The sequence below is a fragment of the Streptomyces sp. V4I2 genome, from assembly GCF_030817655.1.
Taxonomy (GTDB): domain Bacteria; phylum Actinomycetota; class Actinomycetes; order Streptomycetales; family Streptomycetaceae; genus Streptomyces; species Streptomyces plumbiresistens.
The window spans coordinates 9277004-9299390 of record NZ_JAUSZM010000003.1 but is presented as its reverse complement, the minus strand read 5'-3'; the positions used below and the strand labels follow the sequence as shown (position 1 = coordinate 9299390).

10 protein-coding genes are annotated in these 22387 nt (G+C 70.7%); 2 read left to right on the top strand and 8 right to left on the bottom strand.

The window, feature by feature from the left end:
- Nucleotides 1-42 precede the first annotated feature (42 nt).
- The 8 genes from QFZ76_RS43350 to QFZ76_RS43315 form a co-directional block, all read right to left on the bottom strand.
- Complete coding sequence (locus tag QFZ76_RS43350) at nucleotides 43-1746, bottom strand: ABC transporter ATP-binding protein (RefSeq protein WP_307678827.1); 1704 nt, start codon at nucleotides 1744-1746, stop codon at nucleotides 43-45.
- Nucleotides 1733-12709, bottom strand: a complete 10977-nt coding sequence (locus tag QFZ76_RS43345; RefSeq protein WP_307678826.1) for a non-ribosomal peptide synthetase — start codon at nucleotides 12707-12709, stop codon at nucleotides 1733-1735. The genes QFZ76_RS43350 and QFZ76_RS43345 overlap by 14 nt, the downstream gene beginning before the upstream one ends.
- Nucleotides 12710-12766: 57 nt before the next feature.
- A complete protein-coding gene (locus QFZ76_RS43340) occupies nucleotides 12767-14554 on the bottom strand; it encodes an ABC transporter ATP-binding protein (RefSeq protein ID WP_307678825.1) in 1788 nt (595 codons plus the stop codon).
- A gap of 3 nt (nucleotides 14555-14557) precedes the next feature.
- Nucleotides 14558-15616 (bottom strand): iron-siderophore ABC transporter substrate-binding protein, encoded by a 1059-nt coding sequence (locus QFZ76_RS43335; protein WP_307678824.1) that lies wholly within the window; start codon nucleotides 15614-15616, stop codon nucleotides 14558-14560.
- A 111-nt stretch (nucleotides 15617-15727) separates the two neighbouring features.
- Nucleotides 15728-16567: an ABC transporter ATP-binding protein gene (locus QFZ76_RS43330; protein ID WP_307678823.1), complete on the bottom strand. Its 840-nt coding sequence runs from the start codon at nucleotides 16565-16567 to the stop codon at nucleotides 15728-15730.
- 39 nt (nucleotides 16568-16606) lie between these two features.
- A complete protein-coding gene (locus tag QFZ76_RS43325) occupies nucleotides 16607-17683 on the bottom strand; it encodes an iron chelate uptake ABC transporter family permease subunit (RefSeq protein ID WP_307678822.1) in 1077 nt (358 codons plus the stop codon).
- Entirely contained in the window at nucleotides 17680-18738 is a 1059-nt protein-coding gene (locus QFZ76_RS43320; RefSeq protein ID WP_307678821.1) for an iron ABC transporter permease, read from the bottom strand. Before QFZ76_RS43320 ends, QFZ76_RS43325 begins: the two co-directional genes overlap by 4 nt.
- Nucleotides 18739-18915: 177 nt before the next feature.
- The gene (locus QFZ76_RS43315; protein ID WP_307678820.1) at nucleotides 18916-20271 is read right to left on the bottom strand and encodes a lysine N(6)-hydroxylase/L-ornithine N(5)-oxygenase family protein; all 1356 of its coding nucleotides are present in this window, start codon (nucleotides 20269-20271) and stop codon (nucleotides 18916-18918) included.
- A gap of 248 nt (nucleotides 20272-20519) precedes the next feature.
- Between QFZ76_RS43315 and QFZ76_RS43310 the strand changes: the two genes are divergently transcribed.
- Both QFZ76_RS43310 and QFZ76_RS43305 read left to right on the top strand, forming a co-directional pair.
- On the top strand, nucleotides 20520-21467 hold the full coding sequence (locus QFZ76_RS43310; protein WP_307678819.1) for a methionyl-tRNA formyltransferase: 948 nt from the start codon (nucleotides 20520-20522) through the stop codon (nucleotides 21465-21467).
- A gap of 131 nt (nucleotides 21468-21598) precedes the next feature.
- Nucleotides 21599-22363, top strand: coding sequence for an ABC transporter permease (locus QFZ76_RS43305; RefSeq protein WP_307678818.1), 765 nt, complete (start codon nucleotides 21599-21601; stop codon nucleotides 22361-22363).
- The last annotated feature ends 24 nt before the right edge of the window (nucleotides 22364-22387 follow it).

The window sequence follows — 22387 nt, the reverse complement described above, 5'->3', positions numbered from 1 at the left end:
ATCGAGACCTGGTTGGCCGCGACGACCCTCCGCTGCGGCGCGTCACCGGGCCACCGCCAGGCAGTAGTCCTCGTCGGTGGCCAGGAGGTTGCGATGGGTGTCCTCGGCCGTGATGACCCCGTCGTCCAGGACAAGGACACGGTCGGCGGCGTCCAGGAGGGCCGGGCTGCTGGCGATCACGATGGTGGTGCGGCCCCGGCGCAGCTCGGCGAGGTTGCGCGCGATGAGCTGTTCGGTGACCGCGTCGACGGCCGTCGTCGGGTCGTGCAGGACAAGGACGTCGGTGTCGGCGGCGAGGGCGCGGGCCAGTGACAGGCGTTGGCGCTGCCCGCCGGAAAGGTTCGCGCCGCGGTCGCGGACGGCGTAGTCGAGGCCTTCGCGGTGGAGGGCGACGACGTCCGTCAGCATGGAGGCCTCGACGGCCTCCGGGACCGTCCGGCTGGTGCCCGACGGGTCGATGTTCGTGCGCAGGGTGCCGGCGAAGATCTCCCCGTCGTACGGGTTCACCAGCATGTGCTCGCGGACCGCCTCGACCGACAGGTCCGCGAGTTCCTGCCCGCTGACCCGCACCACTCCCTCGTACGCGTCGGGCGGGACGTTCACGGCCAGGATGGACGCCAGGTCGGCCGCCGCACGCGGCTGGTAGACGGCGATCGCCACGAACTCGCCGGCGGACACGTGGAACTTCAGTTCGCGCAGGGACCCGTACCGGATGCCGTCGATCTCGAGGTCTCCGCCCGCGGCCGGACGCTCCGGGCCCGGGGTCGTCACCGGCGGCGCGGCCAGCACCAGCGCCATCCGCTCGGCCGACGCGCGCGCCATCATCACGTACTTGGGCATGTCCGAGAACAGCTTGAGCGGCTCCATGATGAACTGCGCCAGCCCCACGGCCATGACGAGCTCTCCGATGGTGATCCGGCCCTCGAACGCCAGCCAGCCCGCCGTCAGGGTCACGGCGGCGGCGAGGACCGCGTTGAGGGCCAGCGCGGTGCCCGCGTACACGCCGTTCACCCGGGCGACGGTGATCGCCTGGTGCTTCGCCTCCGTGCTGACCTTCCGGTAGGACCGGAACGCCGCGTGGTTGCCGCCGAAGCCGTGCAGCGGACGCAGGCCGATGATCAGGTCGGCGACCTTCGCGCCGGCCCGCGCCACCCGGGCCTGCTGTTCCTGGGTACTGGCGCCGATCCGCTTGGACATCACGCTCAGGATCGACAGGATCGCGACGGTTCCCACGATCACCAGCAGGCCGAGCCGGATGTCGGCCAGGCCCAGCGCGACGGCCGCGACAAGCACCGCGACCAGCGAACTGATCAGCAGCGGCACCACCTCGATGATGTCGGCGGTCTGGTCGGCGTCCTCGGTGGCGATGGTCAGCACCTCGCCGGACTTGAGGTCGACGTCCCGGGCCACCGGCTGGAGTCCGCAGGCCGCGACGCGCACCCGCCAGCGGTGCGCCTCGGTCGTGTTGGCCTTCTGCAGGACGCGCATCCCGAACCGCCACGACAGCGACACGGTCGTGATGATCACGGCCAGGGCGCCGATCGACAGGCCGAGCGAGCCGAGGTTCCGGTCCCCCTTCATCGTGTGTTCGACGATCAGGCCGAGCGCGATGGGGAAGGCGGTCTCCCCCGCCTGGTACAGGCCCATGAGGACGGTGCCCCAGACCATGGCGCCGACGTTGCGACGGAGTGCGGTCCGGATGATGTCGGCCCCCGGGCGGGGCCGCTGCGTGTCAGGAGTTGTCATCGAGGTGGTCATCGAGGTGGCGGGCAATCGCTTCCGGGGTTCGCAGGGTGAACAGGTCACGGATGGTGATCACTGGACCGTACTCCCGGCGGAGCAGCCCGATCAGCCGCACCGCCAGCATGGAGTGCCCTCCGAGGGACACGAAGTCGCTCACCGCGCTCACCTCGTCGTCGTCCAGGTCCAGTGCCTCGGCGAAGAACTCGCACACCGTGGTCTCGGTCTCGGTCTCGGGCCCGCGCTCCTCGGCCGTGGTCAGCGCGCCCAGCGGCTTGGCCTCCGGCAACGCCTTCGTGTCAGCCTTCCCGTTCACCGTCAGCGGGATGCTGTCGACCTGGGCGTAGTGCGTCGGGCGCAGGAAGTCCGGTAGCCCAGTGCCCACTTCGGCGGCGACCGCCGCCAGGTCGGCGGAGCCGTCGAGCACGAGGTAGGCGGCCAGCCGGTACGCCCCGTCGACCTGCGGGTCGGGCTGGGCGACCGCGGCGACGAACCGCACCGCCGGATGCGCCGCGAACGAGGCCTCCACCTCGCCGAGTTCGACCCGGTGGCCGCGGATCTTGACCTGCTGGTCGGTGCGGCCCAGGTACATCAGGTTGCCGTCGGGCCGCCGGATCACGAGGTCCCCGGTGCGGTACATGCGCTCGCCGGGTGCGCCGAACGGGCAGGCGACGAAGCGGTGCGCGGTCTGGGCGGGCTGCCCGAGGTAGCCGCGTGCGATGCCGATGCCCGACACGTACAGCTCGCCCGGAACCCCGTCCGGCAGGGGCCGCAACCACGGATCCAGTACATACACATCCGTGTTGTCGATCGCCACCCCCACCACCGGGTCCTGGCACTCGAAGGTGCCGACGCCGAGGGTGTTGATGGTGTACTCGGTGGGTCCGTACAGGTTGTAGCCGACCGTCCCCTCGGTCTCGGCGAGCCGCTGCCACAACGTCGGGGTGACGGCCTCGCCACCCAGCAGCACCAACGCAGGGCGCCGTGCCGGGTTGTCCAACAGCCCCTCGGCGACCAGCTGTTGCGCGTAGGTCGGGGTCACGTTGATGACGTCGATGCCGTGCTCCAGGCAGTACTCGACCAACCGGGGCGCGTCACGCCGCAGTTCCTCGTCGCAGATGTGCACCTCGTGGCCGTCGGCGAGCCACAGCAGCTCCTCCCACGACATGTCGAACGCGAACGACACGGTGTGCGCGATCCGGAAGACCCGGTGCTCGTGCTCCGCCAGCACCGGCTCGAAGATCCGCCGTTGATGGTTGATCAGCATGTTCGTGAGCCCGGCGTACTCGGTCACGACTCCCTTGGGCTTGCCGGTCGATCCGGAGGTGTAGATCGTGTACGCGGGGTGCCGCAGGCGGTCCGGGTCGTCCGGCGCGAACGTCACGAACGGGTCAGCCTCCGGCAGGGGGCGGTCCAGCTCGATGAGGTCGCCGGTCAATCGGGGCGACACGGCGCTCACGGTGAGGATCACGTCCGGGCGGGCGTCCGCGACGATCGCGGCGATCCGCTCGTCCGGGTGGTCCAGCTCCAGCGGCACGTACGCGGCACCGACGCGCAGTACGGCGAACAGCGCCACGATCGAGTCGAGGGAGCGCGGGATCGCGAGACCCACGGTCGTCTCGGGTCCGATGCCGCGCCGGGCGAGCACACCCGCCACCGCACGGCTGCGGTCCCGGAGCCCCGCGAAGGTCATGGTCGAGCCCTGGGCGACGAGCGCCACCCGCTCCGGGTCACGGTCCGCCGCCTGGTCGAACCGGTCGACGACGGTGTCCGTGCCGACGTCCGTCCGCGCCTCCTGCGAGGGCCGCGGCCCCACCCCCCGCAACGCACCGACCGGCCCGGTCGACCTGGCGAGGTCGTCGAGTACGCGCAGATAGTCGTCGAGGAGACGACGGGCACCCGCGGTGTCGTCGTCGCGGTACTCCAGCTTCACCGTGAGCCGGTCGCCGGGCGTGACGACCCAGGTGAACGGATAGTGGGTGGAGTCATCGGCCTTCACCGAGGTGATGCCGTGCCGGGCGTTCATCTCGGCGAAGGCGTCCATGTCCAGGAAGTTCTGGAGCACGAACAGGTTGTCGAACAGGGCGTCGTGACCGCTGGCCCGCTGGATCTCGCCGAGCCCCAGGTGCTCGTGCTCCATCGCCTCGACCCTGGCCGCCTGTACGGCCGTCAGGTAGGCGCGGACCGTGTCGTCCGGCCGTGCCCGCGTCCACATGGGCACGGTGTTGAGCAGCACGCCGACGATGTCGCCCAGGCCCTCGCCCTCCCGGCCGGAGACGGTCACGCCGAACACGGCGTCGCTGCGGCCCGTGTGCGCGCCGAGCAGGAGGCCGAACGCGCCGGTCAGCACGGAGTTCAGGGTGACGCCGTGCGCCCTGGCCGCTTCCCGCAACAGGTCCGACTGTTCGGCGGACAGGGTGTGTACGAGCGCGCGCGGCAGGTCGTCCGGAAGGGACGGCGCCGGTCCGGCGAGCAGCGTCGGGCCGGGGAGGCCGGCCAGGTGCTCCGCCCAGAAGCGTTCCGAGACGGCCGCGTTCTTGGCGTTCTTGGCGTCGAGCGCCCGGGCGTAGTCCTCGAAGCTCGGCGTCGCCGGCGCCGCTGCCGGCGCCTCACCCGCGAGGACGGCCTGATAGGCGTCGAACAGGTCCCGCAGCACGATCTCACGGGACCAGCCGTCCCACAGCAGCAGGTGGTAGCTCAGCAGCAGACCGTCACGGTCGTCGGGCAGCCGCACCACGGTCAGCCGGATCAGCGGCGGCTCACCGGGGTCGAACCCGGTGTCGCGGTCCCGGGCGCGCAGGGCTTCGACCTCCGCCTCCGTCGCCGACTCGACCGTACGGACGGCGACCCGCCGTCCCGCGCTGAGGACCTGGACCGGGTTTCCGTCGTCGTCGGTGGTGAAGCCGGCGCCGACGACCGGGTGCCGCGCGATCACGTACGCCATCGCCTCGGCCAGCGCGTCGGTGTCCAGGCGCCGGTCGAAGGTGAACCAGCTCTGCGCGACGTAGTGTCCGGCCGAGCCCGCCATCTGGGCCTGGAAGAACAGGCCCCGCTGGAGCGGGGTGACCGGTGCCGTGCGCTCGGCCGTCGCGGAGGCCTCCGCGATGTGCTCCAGTGCGCTGCGCCAGTGCTCGGTGATCTCGTCGGGGATGCCCTCGGCGAGCGTGAAGGCCGCGTGCAGGCTGCCGGTGGCCGCGTCGGTCCACGCGTTGACCTCGACGGCGTACGGGCTGCCCTGATCGCCGCCCGTGATGTGCAGCGCCTGGGACTCGCTGCCCCGGCCGAGGTAGTTGAACAGCACCTGCGGGCGGGCGTTCAGCAGCGGGGCCGTCTGCGGGTTGAGATACCTGAGCCGGCCGTAGGCAACGTGCCCGCACTCGTCCGGCTGGCGTTCGGCGACCTCGCGTGCCGCCGCGACGGGGTCGGTGTGCGCGGTGAGCCGCACGGGCGCGATGGAGGTGAACCAGCCGACCGTACGGGTGTAGTCGTGGTCTTCAAGGACCGGGACCCGGCCGTGCCGCTCCAGCTCGATGGCGAGATCGCCGGGCGAGGGCTGGATGTGGGTCAGCGCGGTGCGCAGCGCGCCGCACAGCAACTCGGTGAGACCGACGCCGAGTGCGGCGGGCGCGGTACGCGTCAGGCGGTCACTCGCTTCGGGGGCGAGTACGACGGTGGTCTCGCGCAGCCCCTCGACCGAGGGGAGCAGCGGGGGTGCCTGGAGGGTGGTGACCCAGTGTCCCAGGTCGTCGATCACCTGGGCGGACTGGAGCGTCAGGGCTTCGGCGTACTCGGCGTACGACGTGGTCGGCGGCGCCAGGGTCTCCCCGCGCAGTACGGCGGCCAGGTCGTCCAGCAGGACCAGCCAGGACACCGAGTCGACGGCGAGGTGGTGCACCGTGACCACCAGGGTCCGGCTCGTCTCCAGCCACGAGAACGCGATGACGTCCCCGGACTCGGGGTCGAGGCGCCCGGCGGCCTCGTTCGCCGCCGTTGCCGCATCGGTCGTGTCCGGCCGTACGACGGTGACCTCGCGGGCGGGTCCGGTGCGCAGTGCCCACACCCCGTGCTCGACGCGCAGCCGCAACCGGAGGGCCGGGTGCGCGGCCACGACGGCGTTCGCGGCGCGTTCCACGTCGGCGACCCCGGTGCCCTCGGGGGCCACCAGCGTCCTGGCCTGGGCGAACCGGGCGAGCGAACCGCCCAGTTCGCGCTGGCGCAGGATGATCGGCGTCGGGGGCAGCGGGCCGTTCTCGGAGCGGGTGGGGGCGGACGCGGAGGCCTGCGGGGTGCTCGTTCCGAGGTGCTCGGCGAGCGCGCGCGGTGTCCTGAGCAGGAACACGTCCCGTGGCGCGATCGGCAGGCCGAGCGCCCTGGCCCGGTTGATCACGGTGATGGCGACGATGCTGTCGCCTCCGGCGCGGAAGAAGTCGGTGTCGGCGTCCACGGTGATGCCGGGCAGCGTGTCGGCGAAGACGTCGACCAGGGCAGCGAGTGCGGAGTCCGGTGACGAATCCACGGGCCGGTGGGGGCTGGTCGCGCCCCGCGGCGGAGCCGCATATGGATTCAGCCCCGCGCCCTCGAGGGGCGCGGCCGCGCGCTCGATCAAAGCCTTCCGGTCCAGCTTGCCGTTGACCGTCAGCGGCAGGGCGTCGACCCGCAGCACCCGGCCCGGCACCATGTGTACGGGCAACTTCGTGGACAGCGACTCGACGAGGTCACCAGGCACCCGGCCCACGACGTGCGCGACGAGGTGGTCGCCGCTGTCCGCGACGGTGACGGCCACGTCGACCACACCGTCGAGTTCCCTGACCGCGGCCTCCACCTCGCCCAACTCGATCCGGAACCCCTTGAGTTGGACCTGGTCGTCGGCACGCCCCGCGAACTCCAGCTCGCCGTCGAGGGTGCGGCGGGCGAGGTCGCCCGTGTGGTACATCCGGGAGCCGTCGCCCGCGAACGGGTTCGCCACGAACCGTCCCGCGGTGAGCCCCGGCCTGCCCAGGTAGCCGAGCGACACCTGGTCGCCGGCGACGTAGATGGCGCCCACCCGGCCCGGTGGCACCGGGCGGAGCCGGTCGTCGAGCAGGTAGGTGGCCAGGCCGGGTAGGGGACCGCCGATCGGACTGACGTCGTCGCCGAGGCCGAAGTCCTCGTCCGTCAGCACCCGGTGGGTGACGTGGACGGTGGTCTCGGTGATGCCGTACATGTTGACCAGCTCGGGCGAGCCGGTGCCGTGCCGCTCGACCCAGCCGCGCAGCCGCCCGAGATCCAGCGCTTCGCCGCCGAAGATGATCCGGCGCAGTGACGTGACCGGCTCGTCGGCATGCCGGTCGGCCTCGATGAACTGGTAGAACGCCGACGGTGTCTGGTTGAGCACGGTGACTCCGCGTACGCGGACCAGCCGGTGGAACTCGACCGGGGAGCGGGTCAGCCCGTACTCCGGCACCAGCAGCTCACCGCCGTGCACCAGGGCGCCCCACAGCTCCCAGACGGCGAAGTCGAAGGAGAAGGAGTGGAACTGGACCCACACGTCGTGCGGGCCGAAGTCCATGTCGGGCCGGGTGTTCGCGAGCAGGGTCACCACGCTGGAGTGCGGGACGACGACGCCCTTGGGCCGGCCGGTCGATCCGGAGGTGTAGATCACGTACGCGGGGTCGTGCCAACTGACCTCGGGCTCCGGGGCACCGGTGGCGGCCGGCGGCAGCTCGTCTCCCTGCACGAGCACCCGCGCCGACACGCCCGCCCGGTCCAGCAGTGCCGTGAAGCGGTCCCGCTGCTCACGGTCCACGAGGACGACCTGCGGGGCGGCGTCGGCGAGGATGTACTCCAGCCGTTCGTCCGGGTACGCCAGGTCCAGCGGCACGTACGCGCCGCCCGCGGCGACGATCGCGACCAGGGCGACGACCTGCTCGATGGAGCGAGGGACGGCGACGGCGACCCGCTTGCCCGGCCCGACCCCGGCCGCGCGCAGGGCCGACGCCAACTCGTTCTTCGCGTCGGCCAGTTCGCCGTACGTCAGGGACCGGGTACCGCCGTCGAGAGCGCACTGGGTGACGGCGGTGGCGGCCGGGTCGCGGTGCGCGGCGGCGTCGAACAGGCCGCCCAAGGTCGTCGGTGTGATCCGCGCGGGACGCCGCTCGCCCTCCCGCGCCAGGTCGTCGACCAGGGCGTCCGGCCGGGTGAGCAGGCCGGTGAGGGTCCGGGTGAACGTACGCAGGATCGCCTCGGCACTCGCCTCCCGCAGCAGCTCGCCGTCGTAGATCAGGTTGAAGCGCGGACGTCCGTCGAGCGCGCGCTCCACCACCAGCGTCAACGGGTAGTGCGGAGCGCCCTCGTTCACGATGTCGGTGATGACCAGCTCATGGTCGGGCCCCCGCAGACCCTCCACATCGGTCGCCACGTCGAACACCACCAGGGTGTCGAAGAGGGAGCCGGCGCCGGCCTGGCGGCCGATCCTCGCCAGGGAGACGTGCTGGTGCGGCAGCACCGCGCTCTGGTGTTCCCGCACGGAGGCGAGGAGGTCACGGAACGTGGTGGTGCCGGCCCACCGAGCGCGCACGGGGATCGTGTTGATGAACAGACCCACCATGTTCTCGATGCCGGGGACGTCGGCGTCGCGCCCGGACACGGTGGAGCCGAACACCACGTCCGTGCCGTGCAGGAGGCCGCCCAGCGTCACCGCCCAGGCGCTGTGCACGGCCACGCTCAGCGGCACGCCGGCCGTCCGGACGGCCGCGTCGATGTCGTCCTCCGGCTCCACGGCGGTGTCGTCGAACCGGTCGGACGGGGTGTGTCCCTCGGCGACCAGCGACGGGCCCGGCAGCTCGGCGAGCTCCTCGCGCCATACGCGGTCGCTCTCGCCCTCGTCGCGCCCGGCGAGCCAGTGCACGTAGTCGGGGAAGCCGCCGAGCGGGTACAGGGTGCCCGGCGCGTGGTACTCGGCCAGCAGCGCGCGGAGCATCGGCGGCACCGACCAGCCGTCGGCGATGATGTGGTGCACGGTCTGCACCAGGACGTTCCGGCCGGAGCGCGCGCGGATGAGCGTGTACCGCATCAGCGGGCCGGTGGCCAGGTCGAACCCGGCGCGGCGGTCCCGCTCGGCCAGGTCGCGTATCTCGTCGTCGGTGATGCCGGGGCGGTCCAGCGTGGTGAAGGGCGCTTGCACGCCGCTCTCCAGGACGGAGACCACACGGCCGTCGGCGAGGGCCACGAACCGCGCGGCCAGGTTCGGGTACAGGGTGAGCAACCGGGTGGCCGCCGCCGCGAGCCGGCCGGCGTCCACTTCGCCGTCCAGCGTGAGCAGTTGCTGCTCGACGTAGGCGCCCGCCGAGTCGTCGTCGAAGACCGAGTGGAAGTACAGGCCCTCCTGCAACGGCGTCAACGGCAGGATGTCGCGCAGCGCCGGGCCGTCCAGGGCGTCGACGTCGGCCTGCGTGAGCGGCACCAGCCCGAAGTCGCTGGGAGAGTGGCCGCCCTGGTCGAGCGCGGCCAGCCCGGCCAGAGCCACTCGGAAGTACTCGCCGAGCGTCGCGATGTCCTCGTCGGTGAACATCCCGTCGGGCCAGGAGATGGCGGTCACCAGCTCGAACTCACCGCTGGTCGAGGCGGGTTCGGCGATCGCGTTGAACTCCAGGGCGCGCGGCAGGCGCATCCCCGGGTCGCGCTTCTCGCCCAACTGGCCTGTAGTGCCCGCGAGTTGCCAGTCACCGGAGGCGCCCGCGTCGAAGCGGCCGAGGTAGTTGAACAGCACCTGCGGTGCGGGGGCGTCGAACTCGGTGTGGGTCAGGTAGCGCAGAGCGCCGTAGGAAACGCCGTTGTCCGGCACTCGGGCGAGGTCTTCCTTGACCGCCTTGAGCGCGGCGGCCAGGTACTCGGGCGCGGTGAAGTCCGTCGTCGCGCCGGGGTCGACGGTCACCGGGAACAGGGTGGTGAACCAGCCCACGGTCCGCGACAGCTCCGGCTCGAAGCCGGCACTGCCCGCCACGAACTGTCCTTCGCGGCCGTGGCCTTCGAGTTCGATGTGCGCGAACGTCTGCTCCTGCCCGAGGTCGCGGCGCCACCGGGCGAGGGTGACGGCGAGCGCGGTCAGCAGGACGTCGTTGACGCCCGCGTGGAACTTCGCGGGAATCTCGCCCAGCAGGGCGGCCGTGACCTCGGGACCGACCGAGACGGTCCGCACCCGCTCCAGCGCGACGGTGTCGGCTTCGGACAGCGGGCGCCTGCCCACCGGTTGGTCCGCTCCCGGCAGGGGGCACCAGAAGTAGGAACTGTCCGCGTCGAACGCGGCCCGCTCCAGCAGCTGCGTCCAGCGCCGGAACGACGTGCCGACCGGGGGCAGCTCGATCGGCGCGCCCGAGGCGAACTGCCGCCACGCGGTGGCCAGGTCCTCCATCAGGACCCGCCAGGACACGCCGTCGATCACCACGTGATGGGCGACCAGGACCAGCTGTCGTGCCTCGCGGCGCCAGACGGCACGCAGCATCACGCCGCCCGCCGGGTCCAGTGCGTCGGTGGCGAGCGCGACGCACTCGTCGAGCGGCCGGTCGCTCTCACTCCATGCCCCTGCGGCCTGGTCCGCCTCCGGGATGTCGAAGCTCCAGCGGTCACCGCGCACCAGCTTGGCGCGCAGCATGTCGTGCCGCCCGACCACGGCGGCGAGGATCTCGTCGAGGGCCTCGGCGGTCAGGTCCGCCGGGGTGTTCAGCACCACCGACTGCACGAACCCGTCGATGGCGTCCGTGGTCTTGCCGAGCCACTGAACGATGGGCGATCCCACGACGGAGCCGGTCGCGACATCGCCGTGGTCCACGATGGAGACGTCCTCACGGCTCGCCACCGCCGCCAGCGCCCCCGCCGTGCTGTGGGCGAAGATCTGCCGTGCCGTGACATGGAGACCCGCGTCGCGCAGCGCGCTCAGCAGGGAGATCGCCAGGATGCTGTCTCCGCCGAGCTGGAAGAAGTCCTGGTCGACACCGACCTCGTCCAGCCGCAGCACCGCGGCGACCGCCGCGCACACCGCGCGCTCGTCGTCGGTGGTGGGCGGTATGAGGGAGCCCGTCCCGATCGTGGGTTCCGGCAGCGCGTTCCGGTCGAGCTTGCCGTTCGCGGTGAGCGGGAACTCCCGCATCACGACGATGTGGGCGGGCACCATGTACTCGACCATGTGCAGGGTGGCCCAGGCCTTGACCTCGTCCGCCCGCAGGTCCTCGTTCCCGGCGGCCGGGATCACGTATCCCACCAGATAGGTGCCGCCGGCCGCGTTCTTCTTCGCGACGACACAGGTGTGCCGTACGCCCGGGTGCTCGGCGAGACCGACCTCGACGTCCTCGATCTCCAGCCGCATACCGCGGATCTTGATCTGGTTGTCGGCGCGGCCGAGGAAGTCCAGTGACCCGTCCGGGGCGAACCGTGCGAGGTCGCCGGTCCGGTACAGCCGGGACCCGTCGTTCGCGAAGGGGTTCGCCACGAACCGGGAGGCCGTCAGGCCGGGCGCGTTGACGTACCCGCGCCCGAGGAGGAATCCGCCCACGTACAGCTCGCCGCCGACGCCGACCGGGACCGGGCGCAACTCGTCGTCCAGCACGTACAGCTGGGTGTTGGGGTTGGCCTTGCCGATCGACGTCGACAGGCGTTCGGCCGCGCCCCGGTAGATGACGTGCGAGACACCGATCGTCGTCTCGGCGGGGCCGTAGCCGTGGTACATGGGGATGTCGAGCCGGGTGCGGAACCGCTCGTACAGCTCCGGGGTCAGTACCTCGCCGCCGCACCACACGTGCCGCAGGCTGTCCAACTGCCCGGAGTCGCCCGCGATCTCAAGGAGCACGTCCAGCATGGACGACACCAAGTAGGTGAAGGTGACTCGGTGTTCGGCGATGATGCTCAGCAGGTGGTGCGGGTCGCGTTCGCCGCCGGGCCGCAGGACCACCAGTCTGCCGCCGGACACCAGCGGCAGGAAGATCTCGTTGATGGAGATGTCGAAGGACAGCGGTGCCTTGAAGAGCGAGGCGTCGTCGTGGCCGAAGCCCAGGATCTCGTCGACCTGCCAGAGCAGGCGCTCGCTGATCGCTTCGTGGCGGATCATCGCGCCCTTGGGCCGCCCGGTCGAACCGGACGTGAAGATCACGTAGGCTAGGCCCGCGCCGGGGACGGTGATCCCGGTCCCCTCGGTGGAGCAGGAACCGAACCGCCAGTCGCCGAGGTCGACGGCCACGGCTTCCGGTTCACTCGGGTCGTGCTCGCCCGAGTCGTTGAGCTGTACGACGACCCGGGCGTCGTCGATGACGACGGCTCGGCGCGCGGCGGGCCACTGGGGGTCGAGCGGCACGAACGCGCATCCGGCCTGGAGCACGCCGAGCAGCCCGATCACCATGTCGGCGGAGCGGCCCAGGGAGATGCCGACGACCTGTTCGGCGGTGAGCCCGCGTTCGATCAGGTGGTGGGCCAACTGGCTGGACAGCTCGGCTGCCTGACGATAGGTCAGCGAGCGGTGCTCGTCGATGATGGCGACGGCGTCCGGCCTGGTCCGCGCCTGTTCGCGGAACATTTCCACGATGGTGAGGCGGACCCGGTCGGCCTCGGTGTCGTTCCACTCGGCCAGCGCGTCGAGCCTCGCCGCCACTCCGGACGGGCTGATGGTGCCGATGGGCCGGTCGGGGAAGTCGGTCAGGTCGTCAAGGGCGAGCTGCGCGTCACCCGCCGCAACCCCTTCCGGGACGGCGATGCTCCGGCCGTCCGCGTCGACCTCCCAACCGCCGGGTCCGGTCCCGCCGTTGTCGACCCACCCGAGGACATCGGCGAACAGGGTGCCCGGGGTGAGGTCGATGCCGTCGGGACTCCGGCCCGTCGCCCAGTACGACAGCCCGATGGCACACGCTTCGGCGATGGTCCGGTCGGAGTGGTCGCCGGTCCGCCGGCGCACGTCGGCCAGGCGTGCGGGAGAAAGCAGTACGTGACGAGCGCTCGGTTCCATCATCGAAGACTCAACGCCCTTTCCAGGTGCGAAAGTTAGCCTAGCCTAACTTAGGATTGCCTAACTACCTTCTCGCCAAGCCCGCCACAGTCGCGCGTACCGGCCGCCCAGAGCGACCAACTCCTCGTGCGTCCCCTGCTCCACGACGCGTCCCGCGTCCAGCACGGCGATGCGGTCCGCCGCCATCGCCTGGGTCAGCCGGTGCGCCACGAACAGCGTGGTCCGGCCCGCGCACGCGGCCAGCACGGCCCGCTCCAGCTCGGCGGCGCCCTCGCTGCCCGCCTCCGCGGTCGACTCGTCGAGCACCACCACCGGCGCCCGGCTCAGCACCAGCCGGGCCAGGGCGATCTTGGCGACCTTGGTGACGTCCAGGCGCTCGCCGCCCTCGCCGACCAGGGTGTCCAGTCCGTCGGGCAGCGCGTCGACCCAGCCGTCGGCGCCGACCGTGCGCAGCGCGTCCATCAGCTCGGCGTCGGTCGCCTCCGGCGCGGCCAGCCGCAGGTCGTCGGCGAGCGAGCCGGAGAACACGTGCGTCTCCTGCGTCAGGATGCTCACCAGGGCCCGCGCCCCGGCCTCGTCCAGACCGGCGAGATTGGTCGGCCCGACGCGCACCGACCCGGCCTGAGGGGTTCCGATGCCCGCGATCAGCGCGGCCAGGGTCGTCTTGCCCGCGCCCGTGGCCCCCACCAGCGCGAGCGAACCCCCGGCCGGAATGGTCAGGTTGACATCCCTGAGGACCGGCTCCTCGGCGTCGGGATAACTGAACGTCAGTCCCTCCACCGTCACGGGGTACGCCCCGGCGTCGGCCGGCGCGACGGAGGTGTCGCCCACCAGCCGTTCCTCCGCGGACTCCCCGAGCACCCCGACCAGCCGGGTCAGGCTCGCGCCCGACTTCTGCGCCTCGTCGAAGGTGAACATGATGGCGCCCAGCGGCGTGAACAGCCGGTGGAACAGCAGCGGGGCCGCCGACACCTCGCCCAGGCTGGCGGCGTCGGCCTCCAACAGGGCGTAGCCCACCACAAGAATCAGGACAAGGCCGATGAACTCGGCGCGGTTCTCCCGGCCGACGAACCGGCCGAAGAACCGGAACACCTCGATGCCGAGATCGCGCACCCGCCACGACTCGCTGGTGACCTTCTCGCGGAAGGCGCCTTCGAGGCGGTACGCCCGGACCGTGTCGATCCCGTTCAGACCGCTCATCAGCGCCTGCGCACGGTCGGCCTGGGCCACCCGCTGCTTCCGGTAGAGCGGGGCGGACCGGGGCAGATACCAGCGCAGGGCCAGTGCGTACGCGGGCAGCGCGCCGGCGCCCGCCAGGCCGAGCCGCCAGTCGAGGCCGAACATGCCGGCCGTGGCGATGACGACCAGCACGCCCGCCGAGAACACCGTGGGGACGGCCGTTCGGATGCCCTTGGAGATCACGGCCACGTCGTCACCGACCCTGGACAGCACGTCCCCGCGGCCGACCTGCTCTATCCGTGCGCTCGGCATCCCCAGCACCGCCCGGACGGCGCCTTCGCGCAACCGCGCGAGCAGATCCGCGCCCAGCCGTCCGATGAGGTAGGTCGACACCGCGGTGGCCGCCGCGCCGAGCAGGGCGGCGGCCACCATCAACACCCCGATCCTGACCAGGATCGAGCGCGATTCACCCTCGACCACCCCGTCGACCACCCGGCCGAGGAGGAGCACCGGGAGTACCTGGAGCGCCGCCCCGGCCACCGTGGTGAGCACGGTGGCGACCGTCAGCCACGGCACCTCGCGGCAGTGCACCGCGACCCATCGGGTGGCCTCGCGTCCGGTCGCCGTGCGCAGGGTCGCCGGGGCGACGCGCGTGTCGGTGGTGCTCACTACCTACTCGGCCGACTTGACGAGCTCGTCGATCGCGTACGGCATCGACAGCAGGGTGCCCTGGGAGATGGCCGCGCCGACCGCCGGACCCTCGCTGTCCAGCAGGTACGACACGTTGCCCTTCTTCACGGCGTCCAGGTTGGCGAAGAGCTTGAACTTCTTCAGCGCCTCCGTGTCCGCCTTGTCGTTGATGACGAAGATGTGGTCGACGTCGATCAGGTCGATGCGCTCGGGGGAGAGCTGGGTGTAGAAGCTGCCGTCCGCGATCTTGTCGATCTCGGTCTGGTACTTGAAGCCGATGCCCGTCACCAGCCGTCCGCGCACGTCGGTGGAGGTGAACGGCGCCACGGAGTCCTCGTACCAGGACAACGCGACGGCGGTCTGGTTCGCGAAGGCGGGGTGCGCCTTCTTGGCGGCGTCGAGCCGGCCCTGGATGCCCTCGACCATCTTCTCGCCCTCCTCGGCCTTGCCGAGCGCCTTGGCGATGTGCAGCGCGTTGTCCTGCCAGGGCGCGCTGAACGGCTCCTTCTCGGCCTTGGTACGGCCCACCGTCGGGGCGATCTTGGAGAGCTTGTCGTAGGCGGCCTGGTCGATCTCGGAGTAGACCGCGATGATCAGGTCCGGCCGCAGGGCGGCGATCTTCTCGTAATTGGGGCCGGAGTCACCGTTCTTCATGATGACCTCGGGCTGGGTACTGCCCCACTTGTCCTTCACCCAGGGCCACTGGGTGTTGATGTCGGGGGTCTTGCCCGGCGGGTTCGGGTACTGGTCGACCATGCCGACCGGCTTGATGCCGAAGGCCAGGATGGTCTGGTCGTCCGTGTAGCCGACGGAGACGACCCGCTGGGGGGCCTTGGTGACCTCCGTGGATCCGAACGCGTGCTCCACGGTGACCGGGAACGCGCCGGCGGCGGCAGCCGGGGTGGTCTCGCTCGCCTTGTCCTCCGAGTCCGACGAGTCGGAACCGCATCCCGCGAGGAGGCCGACGCCGAGTGCCGCGGCGGACAGAACCGCCGCCAGTCGCCGTCGGGATCTCTTGAACGTCGATCGATGGAGGAGCATCCCAAGTCCCTTGCTTTCGCGCTGTCCCGTGCGCCCCCGTCTAAAGGGCAGGCAAACCTTACCTTGGGCAGGTGAGGTTAGCCTAGCCTAACTGGGTAACTTTATGGGGAACTAGTCGAGTTGGACGTGTGTGCGACCGATCGGGACGATGAGCGGCCGGTCGCCCACCGGGTCGTCGATCACTTTGGCGCGCAGTCCGAACGCCTCGTGCAGCAGTTCGGCGGTGATCACGTCACGCGGGTGCCCCTGCGCCAGGACCGACCCCTCCCGCATCACGATGAGGTTGTCGCTGTAGCGCGTGGCCAGGTTGAGGTCGTGCAGCACCATGACCACCGTGCACCCCGACTCGTGCAGGTCGTCCACCAGATCGAGCACGTCGACCGCGTGCGCCAGGTCCAGGTAGGTGGTCGGCTCGTCGAGGAGCAGCAGGTCGGTTCCCTGAGCCAGGGTCATGGATATCCAGACGCGCTGGCGCTGTCCGCCGGACAGGGAGTCGACCGGACGGTCGGCGAGGTCGGACACCCCGGTCATCGCCAACGCGCGCTCCACGACGGCGACATCGTCGGACGACCACTGCCGCAGCCAGCTCTGGTGCGGATGCCGGCCCCTGGCGACCAGGTCCGACACCGTCAGCCCCTCCGGCGCGACCGGCGCCTGCGGCAGCAGGCCCAGCTTCTTGGCCACGTCCCTGGTCTTGAGCTTGACGATGTCGTCGCCGTCCAGCACGACCGTCCCCTTGGTCGGCTTGAGCAGCCGCGACAGGGTCCGCAACAGGGTCGACTTCCCGCAGCCGTTGGGGCCGATGATCGTGGTGATCACCCCTGGCGGGATCTCCACGTCCAGATCGTCGATGACGATCCGGGTGCCGTACCCGACCGTCACGCCCCTGGCTGCCAGCCGTGCGGCGTCGACGACCCCGGACTCGATCTCGGTGATGTACTGAGCGCCCACGAGGCCCCCCTGTTTAGGTATGCCTAACTTTTGTACCATCTATCGGCGGTTCGCCCGCACCAGCAGATAGACGAGGAAGGGGCCGCCGATCGCGGCGGTGACCACGCCGACCGGAAGACCGATCGGCAGCGCGGTGCGCGCGACCAGGTCCGCGCCGATCAGCAGCAGCGCTCCCACCAGGCCGGAGGCCACCATCGGCGGCGTCGGGTACCTGGCCAGCCGCATCGCCACCTGCGGTGCCACCAGCGCGACGAACGGGACCGGGCCCGCCGCGCTCACCGCCACACCGGCCAGCAGGACCGCGCACAGCAGCAGGACCGCCCGCACCATCGAGTACCGGACGCCCAGGCCCGCTGCGACCTCGTCGCCGAAGTGCATCGGCTTGAACTGGAACGCGACACAGGCCACGACGACCAGGAGGGCGAGCGTGCCCCAGAGCGCGATCCAGACCTCGCTCCAGGACCGGTTGTCCAGCGAGCCGACCAGCCACGCCTGGGCCCGGGCCACGTCCCTGATGTCGGCCGTGACCAGCAGCCAGGTGGTGATCGCCTCCATCACGGCGCTCACCGAGATGCCGATGAGGATGAGCCGGAAGCCGTCGATCCCGCGCCGCCAGGCCAGGAAGTACACCAGCAGACCCGTGCCGAGACCGCCGGCGAGCGCCGCCGCGGACAGGCCCACGGAGTTGATGATCGCCGCGGAGGCTCCGCCGGACACCGTCACCAGGAACACCGAGACCGCGCTGGCACCCCCGGTGATCCCCAGGATGTCCGGGCTGGCCAGCGGATTGCGCGCGATGGACTGCGTGATCGCCCCGGACACCCCCAGCGCGATGCCGACGACGAGCCCGGCCAGGGCACGCGGCATCCGCAGGTCCATGATCACGAACTCGTCGACCTGCTCACCCCGGCCGAGGATCGTGGCGATCACCCGGGACAGGCCGATGGGGAAGTCCCCGACGCCGATGGACAGGCAGAAGACCAGGAAGGTGGCCGTCGCCAGCAGCAGCGTCACGAACGCCATCCAGGGCCGCCATACGAACGACACCCGGCCGAACCGCACGCCCGGCGCCACCGATGGCTTCGCGTCTGTCGGCTTCACGCCTGTCCCGTTCATGCGCTCCTGAACTTTCCGCGCCACACCAGACCCGCGAAGAACGGGGCGCCGAGCAGAGCGACGACGACACCCGCGTCCAACTCGCCCGGCCGCACCACCAGTCGCCCCACGATGTCGCAGACCAGCAGGACGACGGCGCCGAGCAGACCCGCGTACGGCACCAGCCAGCGATAGTCCGGCCCGGTCAGATACCGGGCCACGTGGGCCACCATGAGCCCGAGAAACGCGATGGGGCCGCAGGCCGCCGTCGCCGCGCCTGCGAGCAGGGTGATGGCGAGGATGCCGGTGATCCGGCTCCGCGCGATGTTCAGTCCCAGCCCCCGCGCCACGTCGTCGCCCAGGTTGAGCAGGTTGATGGCGGGCAGCGTGGCCAGGGCCAGCACCAGCCCGACCGCGATGAACGCGGTCACCGGCCAGATGACGTCGAACCCGACACCGGCCACGGAGCCCGCGTTCCAGAACCGCAGCGCGTTCAGCGACGCCTGGTTCGACAGCGCGACCGCCGTGGTCATCGCCATGAGGAAGACCGTGATCCCCTGCCCGGCCAGTGCGAGCGTCAACGGGTTGCCGGCTCCCCGGCCGATGCTCGCGAGACCGAACACGACGACACCGGCGAGTGCCGCCCCCAGGAAGGCGAACCAGACGTACTGGAACGGGTTGGAGAACCCGAACACGGCGATCACCGACACCACGGCGAACGAGGCGCCGGTGTTCACCCCCAGCAGGCCCGTGTCGGCGATCGGGTTGCGGGTGTACCCCTGGATCAGCGCCCCGGCGACCCCCAGGGCGACCCCCGCCACGATCCCGAGCACCGTCCGCGGGACCCGTACGGTCTGCACGATGAGCCTGATCTCGGTGAGCCGCTGGTCGGAGTCCGGCGCCGCGAACAGCCCGTGCCACACCTCGGCGGGACTCAACGCGCGCGCACCGACGGCCAACGACACCGCGCCCGTGACCACGAGGATCACCACAAGCGTGCCCAAACCCACAACCCGCCGTCGGCGGGCCTCTGTTGTGCCCCTGGGCGCGGGGCGCTCAACTGCAGTCGTGCCCATGTCGACGTACGTTATCCCTTTGATCAGCTCGGTACGCATGGCCGGTCGGGCACGGCACGCTCAGGAAGCGGTGTGCCGGGGGGTTCCTTTCCCGGGGTCGCACACAGGTGCCGCGCCTGCCGGGTGCGGTTCCACCAGGCGGGGCGCGGCGGTGTGGGGGCTGGACGGGTGGGCGGACTAGCGGGCGGTGCTGGCGATGCCGTCGGCGACCGGACGGGCCTCGTCCGAGGCTGACTTGACGCCCCGGTCGAGCAGCGAGTCCAGGATCTCGCCGACCCTGATCGCGGTGTTGGACAACAGGGACGACGTGATGCCGTGCGTGTGCTCCGTGCCGCCCTGCAGGTAGATGCCGCAGCGCAGGCCCGGGTCCGTGGCGATGCGGTAGTCCCGCTCGACGTGGACGCGGCCCTCCTCGTCACGGAGGCAGCGGTCCGCGACCTCACCGAGGAGACCGATGGGGTCGGCGGGGCTGTACCCGGTGGCGAAGACCACGACGTCCGCGTCCAGGGAGCTTTCCTCGCCGGTGACGAGGGACTTCACGGTGGCGCTGACCTTGTCCGGTGTCTCCTTGACGCCGGTGAGCCGGGAGACGTTGACGAAGCGCAGCCGCTCGGTGCCGAGGACCTTCTCCTGGTACATCTGCCGGTACAGGTCGTCGATGAGGTCGATGTCCACCACGGAGTAGTTGGTGTTGCCGTGGTAGTCCATCAGCCGGCGTTTGACGTCGTCCGGTGCCGCGTAGTACTCGTCGACCGCCGCGGGGTCGAAGATCCGGTTGGCGAAGCTGCTGTCGTCGGCGGGGCTGTAGCCGTAGCGCGAGAAGACCGCGCAGACCTCGGCCCGGGGGAAGCGGCGGTGCAGGTAGGCGACGTTCTCGGCGGCGCTCTGTCCGGCGCCCACGACGATGAACCGGGAGGGCGAGGCGTCCTCCAACTCGTCGACTTTCGCCAGCAGTTCGGAGTTGTGCCAGACGCGGTCGCCGCGCTCCACGCCCTCCGGCATGAGAGGACGCAGCCCGGTACCGATGACGAGGTTGCGGGCCCGGTGCACCGCGAGCCCCTCCCCCGACCGGACCGTCACTTCCAGGTGCTCCACGGCTCCGTCCCGGACGACGGGCGCGACGCCGACGACCTCATGGCCGTAGGAGACCATGCCGTCGACCTTGGCCGCGGCCCACTCGAAGTAGTCGTGGAACTCCACCCGCAGGGGGAAGAGGTTCTTGTGGTTGATGAAGTCGATCAGCCGGTCCTTGCTCTTCAGGTAGCAGAGGAAGCTGAACTCGCTGGTCGGGTTCCGGAGCGTCACCAGGTCCTTGAGAAAGGACACCTGCATGGTCGCGTCGTCGATCAGCATGCCGCGGTGCCATCCGAAGCACGGCTGCTGCTCGAAGAAGTGAGCGGTGATCGCCTCCTGCCCGCCGACGCGTGCGTTGTGCTCACTGAGTGCGATCGCCATGGCCACATTGGACGGTCCGAAGCCGATGCCAATGAGGTCGTGGACCGGTGATGCGTCATCAGGAAGAACCTGTGACATGTCACTCCCATCGTGCGGGGCAGTTGCCTGTCAGGCGTGGGGAAAGTACGACAGGTGGGCACACCGACGGAGCGGCCCGCCGGGGAACTTAGGTGAGCCTAAGCTAATCCTGTGAAGCTGTCGATAGGGCGAAACGGACAACCCGTCGGCGATACCTGCCAACTGGGGCCCCATTTGCACCCGTTGTAAACTAAGGTAAGCCTTGCTTTACTATCCTCTGGTCATTCCCTGCCTTGAGGAGGAACCCCATGCGGGTCGCCATGTTCGGTTACCAGACCTGGGGGCACCGCACCCTGCAAGCCCTTCTCGACTCCGACCACGACGTGGTTCTGGTCGTGACGCATCCCAAGAGCGAGCACGCGTACGAGAAGATCTGGAGCGACTCCGTCGCCGATCTCGCCGAGGAGCACGGCGTCCCGGTGCTGATCCGCAACCGCCCCGACGACGACGAGCTGTTCGAGCGCCTCAAGGAGGCCGCCCCGGACATCATCGTGGCGAACAACTGGCGGACGTGGATCCCCCCGCGCATCTTCGACCTGCCGCCCCGCGGCACGCTGAACGTGCACGACTCGCTGCTGCCGAAGTACGCCGGCTTCTCCCCGCTGATCTGGGCCCTGATCAACGGCGAGCCCGAAGTGGGCGTCACCGCGCACATGATGAACGACGAACTCGACGCCGGTGACATCGTCCGCCAGGAGGCGGTTCCGGTCGGACCGACGGACACCACCACCGACCTCTTCCACAAGACCGTTGACCTCATCGCCCCGGTCACCATCGGTGCGCTCGACCTCATCGCCGCCGGGCAGACGGAGTTCACCAAGCAGGACCGGTCCCAGGCCAGCTTCTTCCACAAGCGGTCCACCGAGGACATCCGCCTCAACTGGGACTGGCCCGCCGAGGACCTCGAACGCCTCGTCCGCGCCCAGTCCGAGCCGTACCCCAGCGCCTTCACCTTCCACAAGGGCAAGCGCCTCGAGGTCCTCGCCGCCGTGGTGTCCCAGGGCCGTTACGGCGGCACACCCGGCCGCATCTTCTATCGCGAGGGCGACGGCGTGGTCATCGTCGCCGGAGCGGACGCCCGTACCGGCCGCAACCGCGGCCTGGCCATCACCCGCGTACGGACCGAAGACGGACGGGAGTTGGGTGCGACCGAGTACTTCACCTCCATGGGCGGATACCTGACCAGTCGTCCCTGACCACCGGAACGGTCCTGCGCGGACCGTTCGGTGTTCACAGGCGTCGGCCCCACCACGGTCCCGGGGGCCGGCAGACCGCCGCCGCGCGGATCCCAGTCCGCGCGGCGGCGCACCCCGCCTAAGGTGAAGCCGTGATCGCGTCGGCCTCCACCCTGCTCCCGGTGAACCCGGCTCTGGGCATCGCGCTCGCGGTACTGCTCGTCGCGGCCGCCGCGGTGGCGGCACTGGCCCGGCTGGGACACACCCGCGCGATCGTCACCGCCGGGCTTCGGGCGACGGTGCAGCTGGCCGCGGTGGCCGTCGTCATCCGGTGGGCGCTCGACTCGCGTCTGCTGCTGTTCGCCTTCATCGCGGTGATGTTCGGTGTGGCTACGTGGACGGCCGGCCGCCGCATCACCGACAACGGCACCTGGTGGTGGGCCGCCGTTCCGATCGGCGGCGCCGCGTTCCCGGTCGTCGTCCTGCTCGTGGCCATCGGCGTGCTCCCGGTCAAGGGCATCGCTCTCATCCCCGTCACCGGCATCCTCATCGGCGGTGCGCTGACCGCGACGGTGCTCGCCGGCCGGCGAGCGCTGGAGGAGCTGGAGACGCGCCACGGCGAGGTCGAGGCCGCGCTGTCCATCGGGCTCCTGGACCGGGAGGCCCGGCTGGAGATCGCCCGGACCTCGGCCGCCGGAGCGCTGATCCCGGCCCTCGACCAGACCAGAACGGTCGGACTGGTCACCCTCCCCGGCGCGTTCATCGGCATGCTGCTCGGCGGCGCGTCACCCCTGCTGGCCGGAGCGGTCCAGCTGTTCGTGCTGATCGCCCTGCTGGCGGTGGAGGCCGTCGCGGTCGCCGTCGTACTGGAGTTGATCGCCCGCAACAAGATCAGCAGACGGTCACGCGGCACATGACCCACATGACGGCCTGTTCCCCGA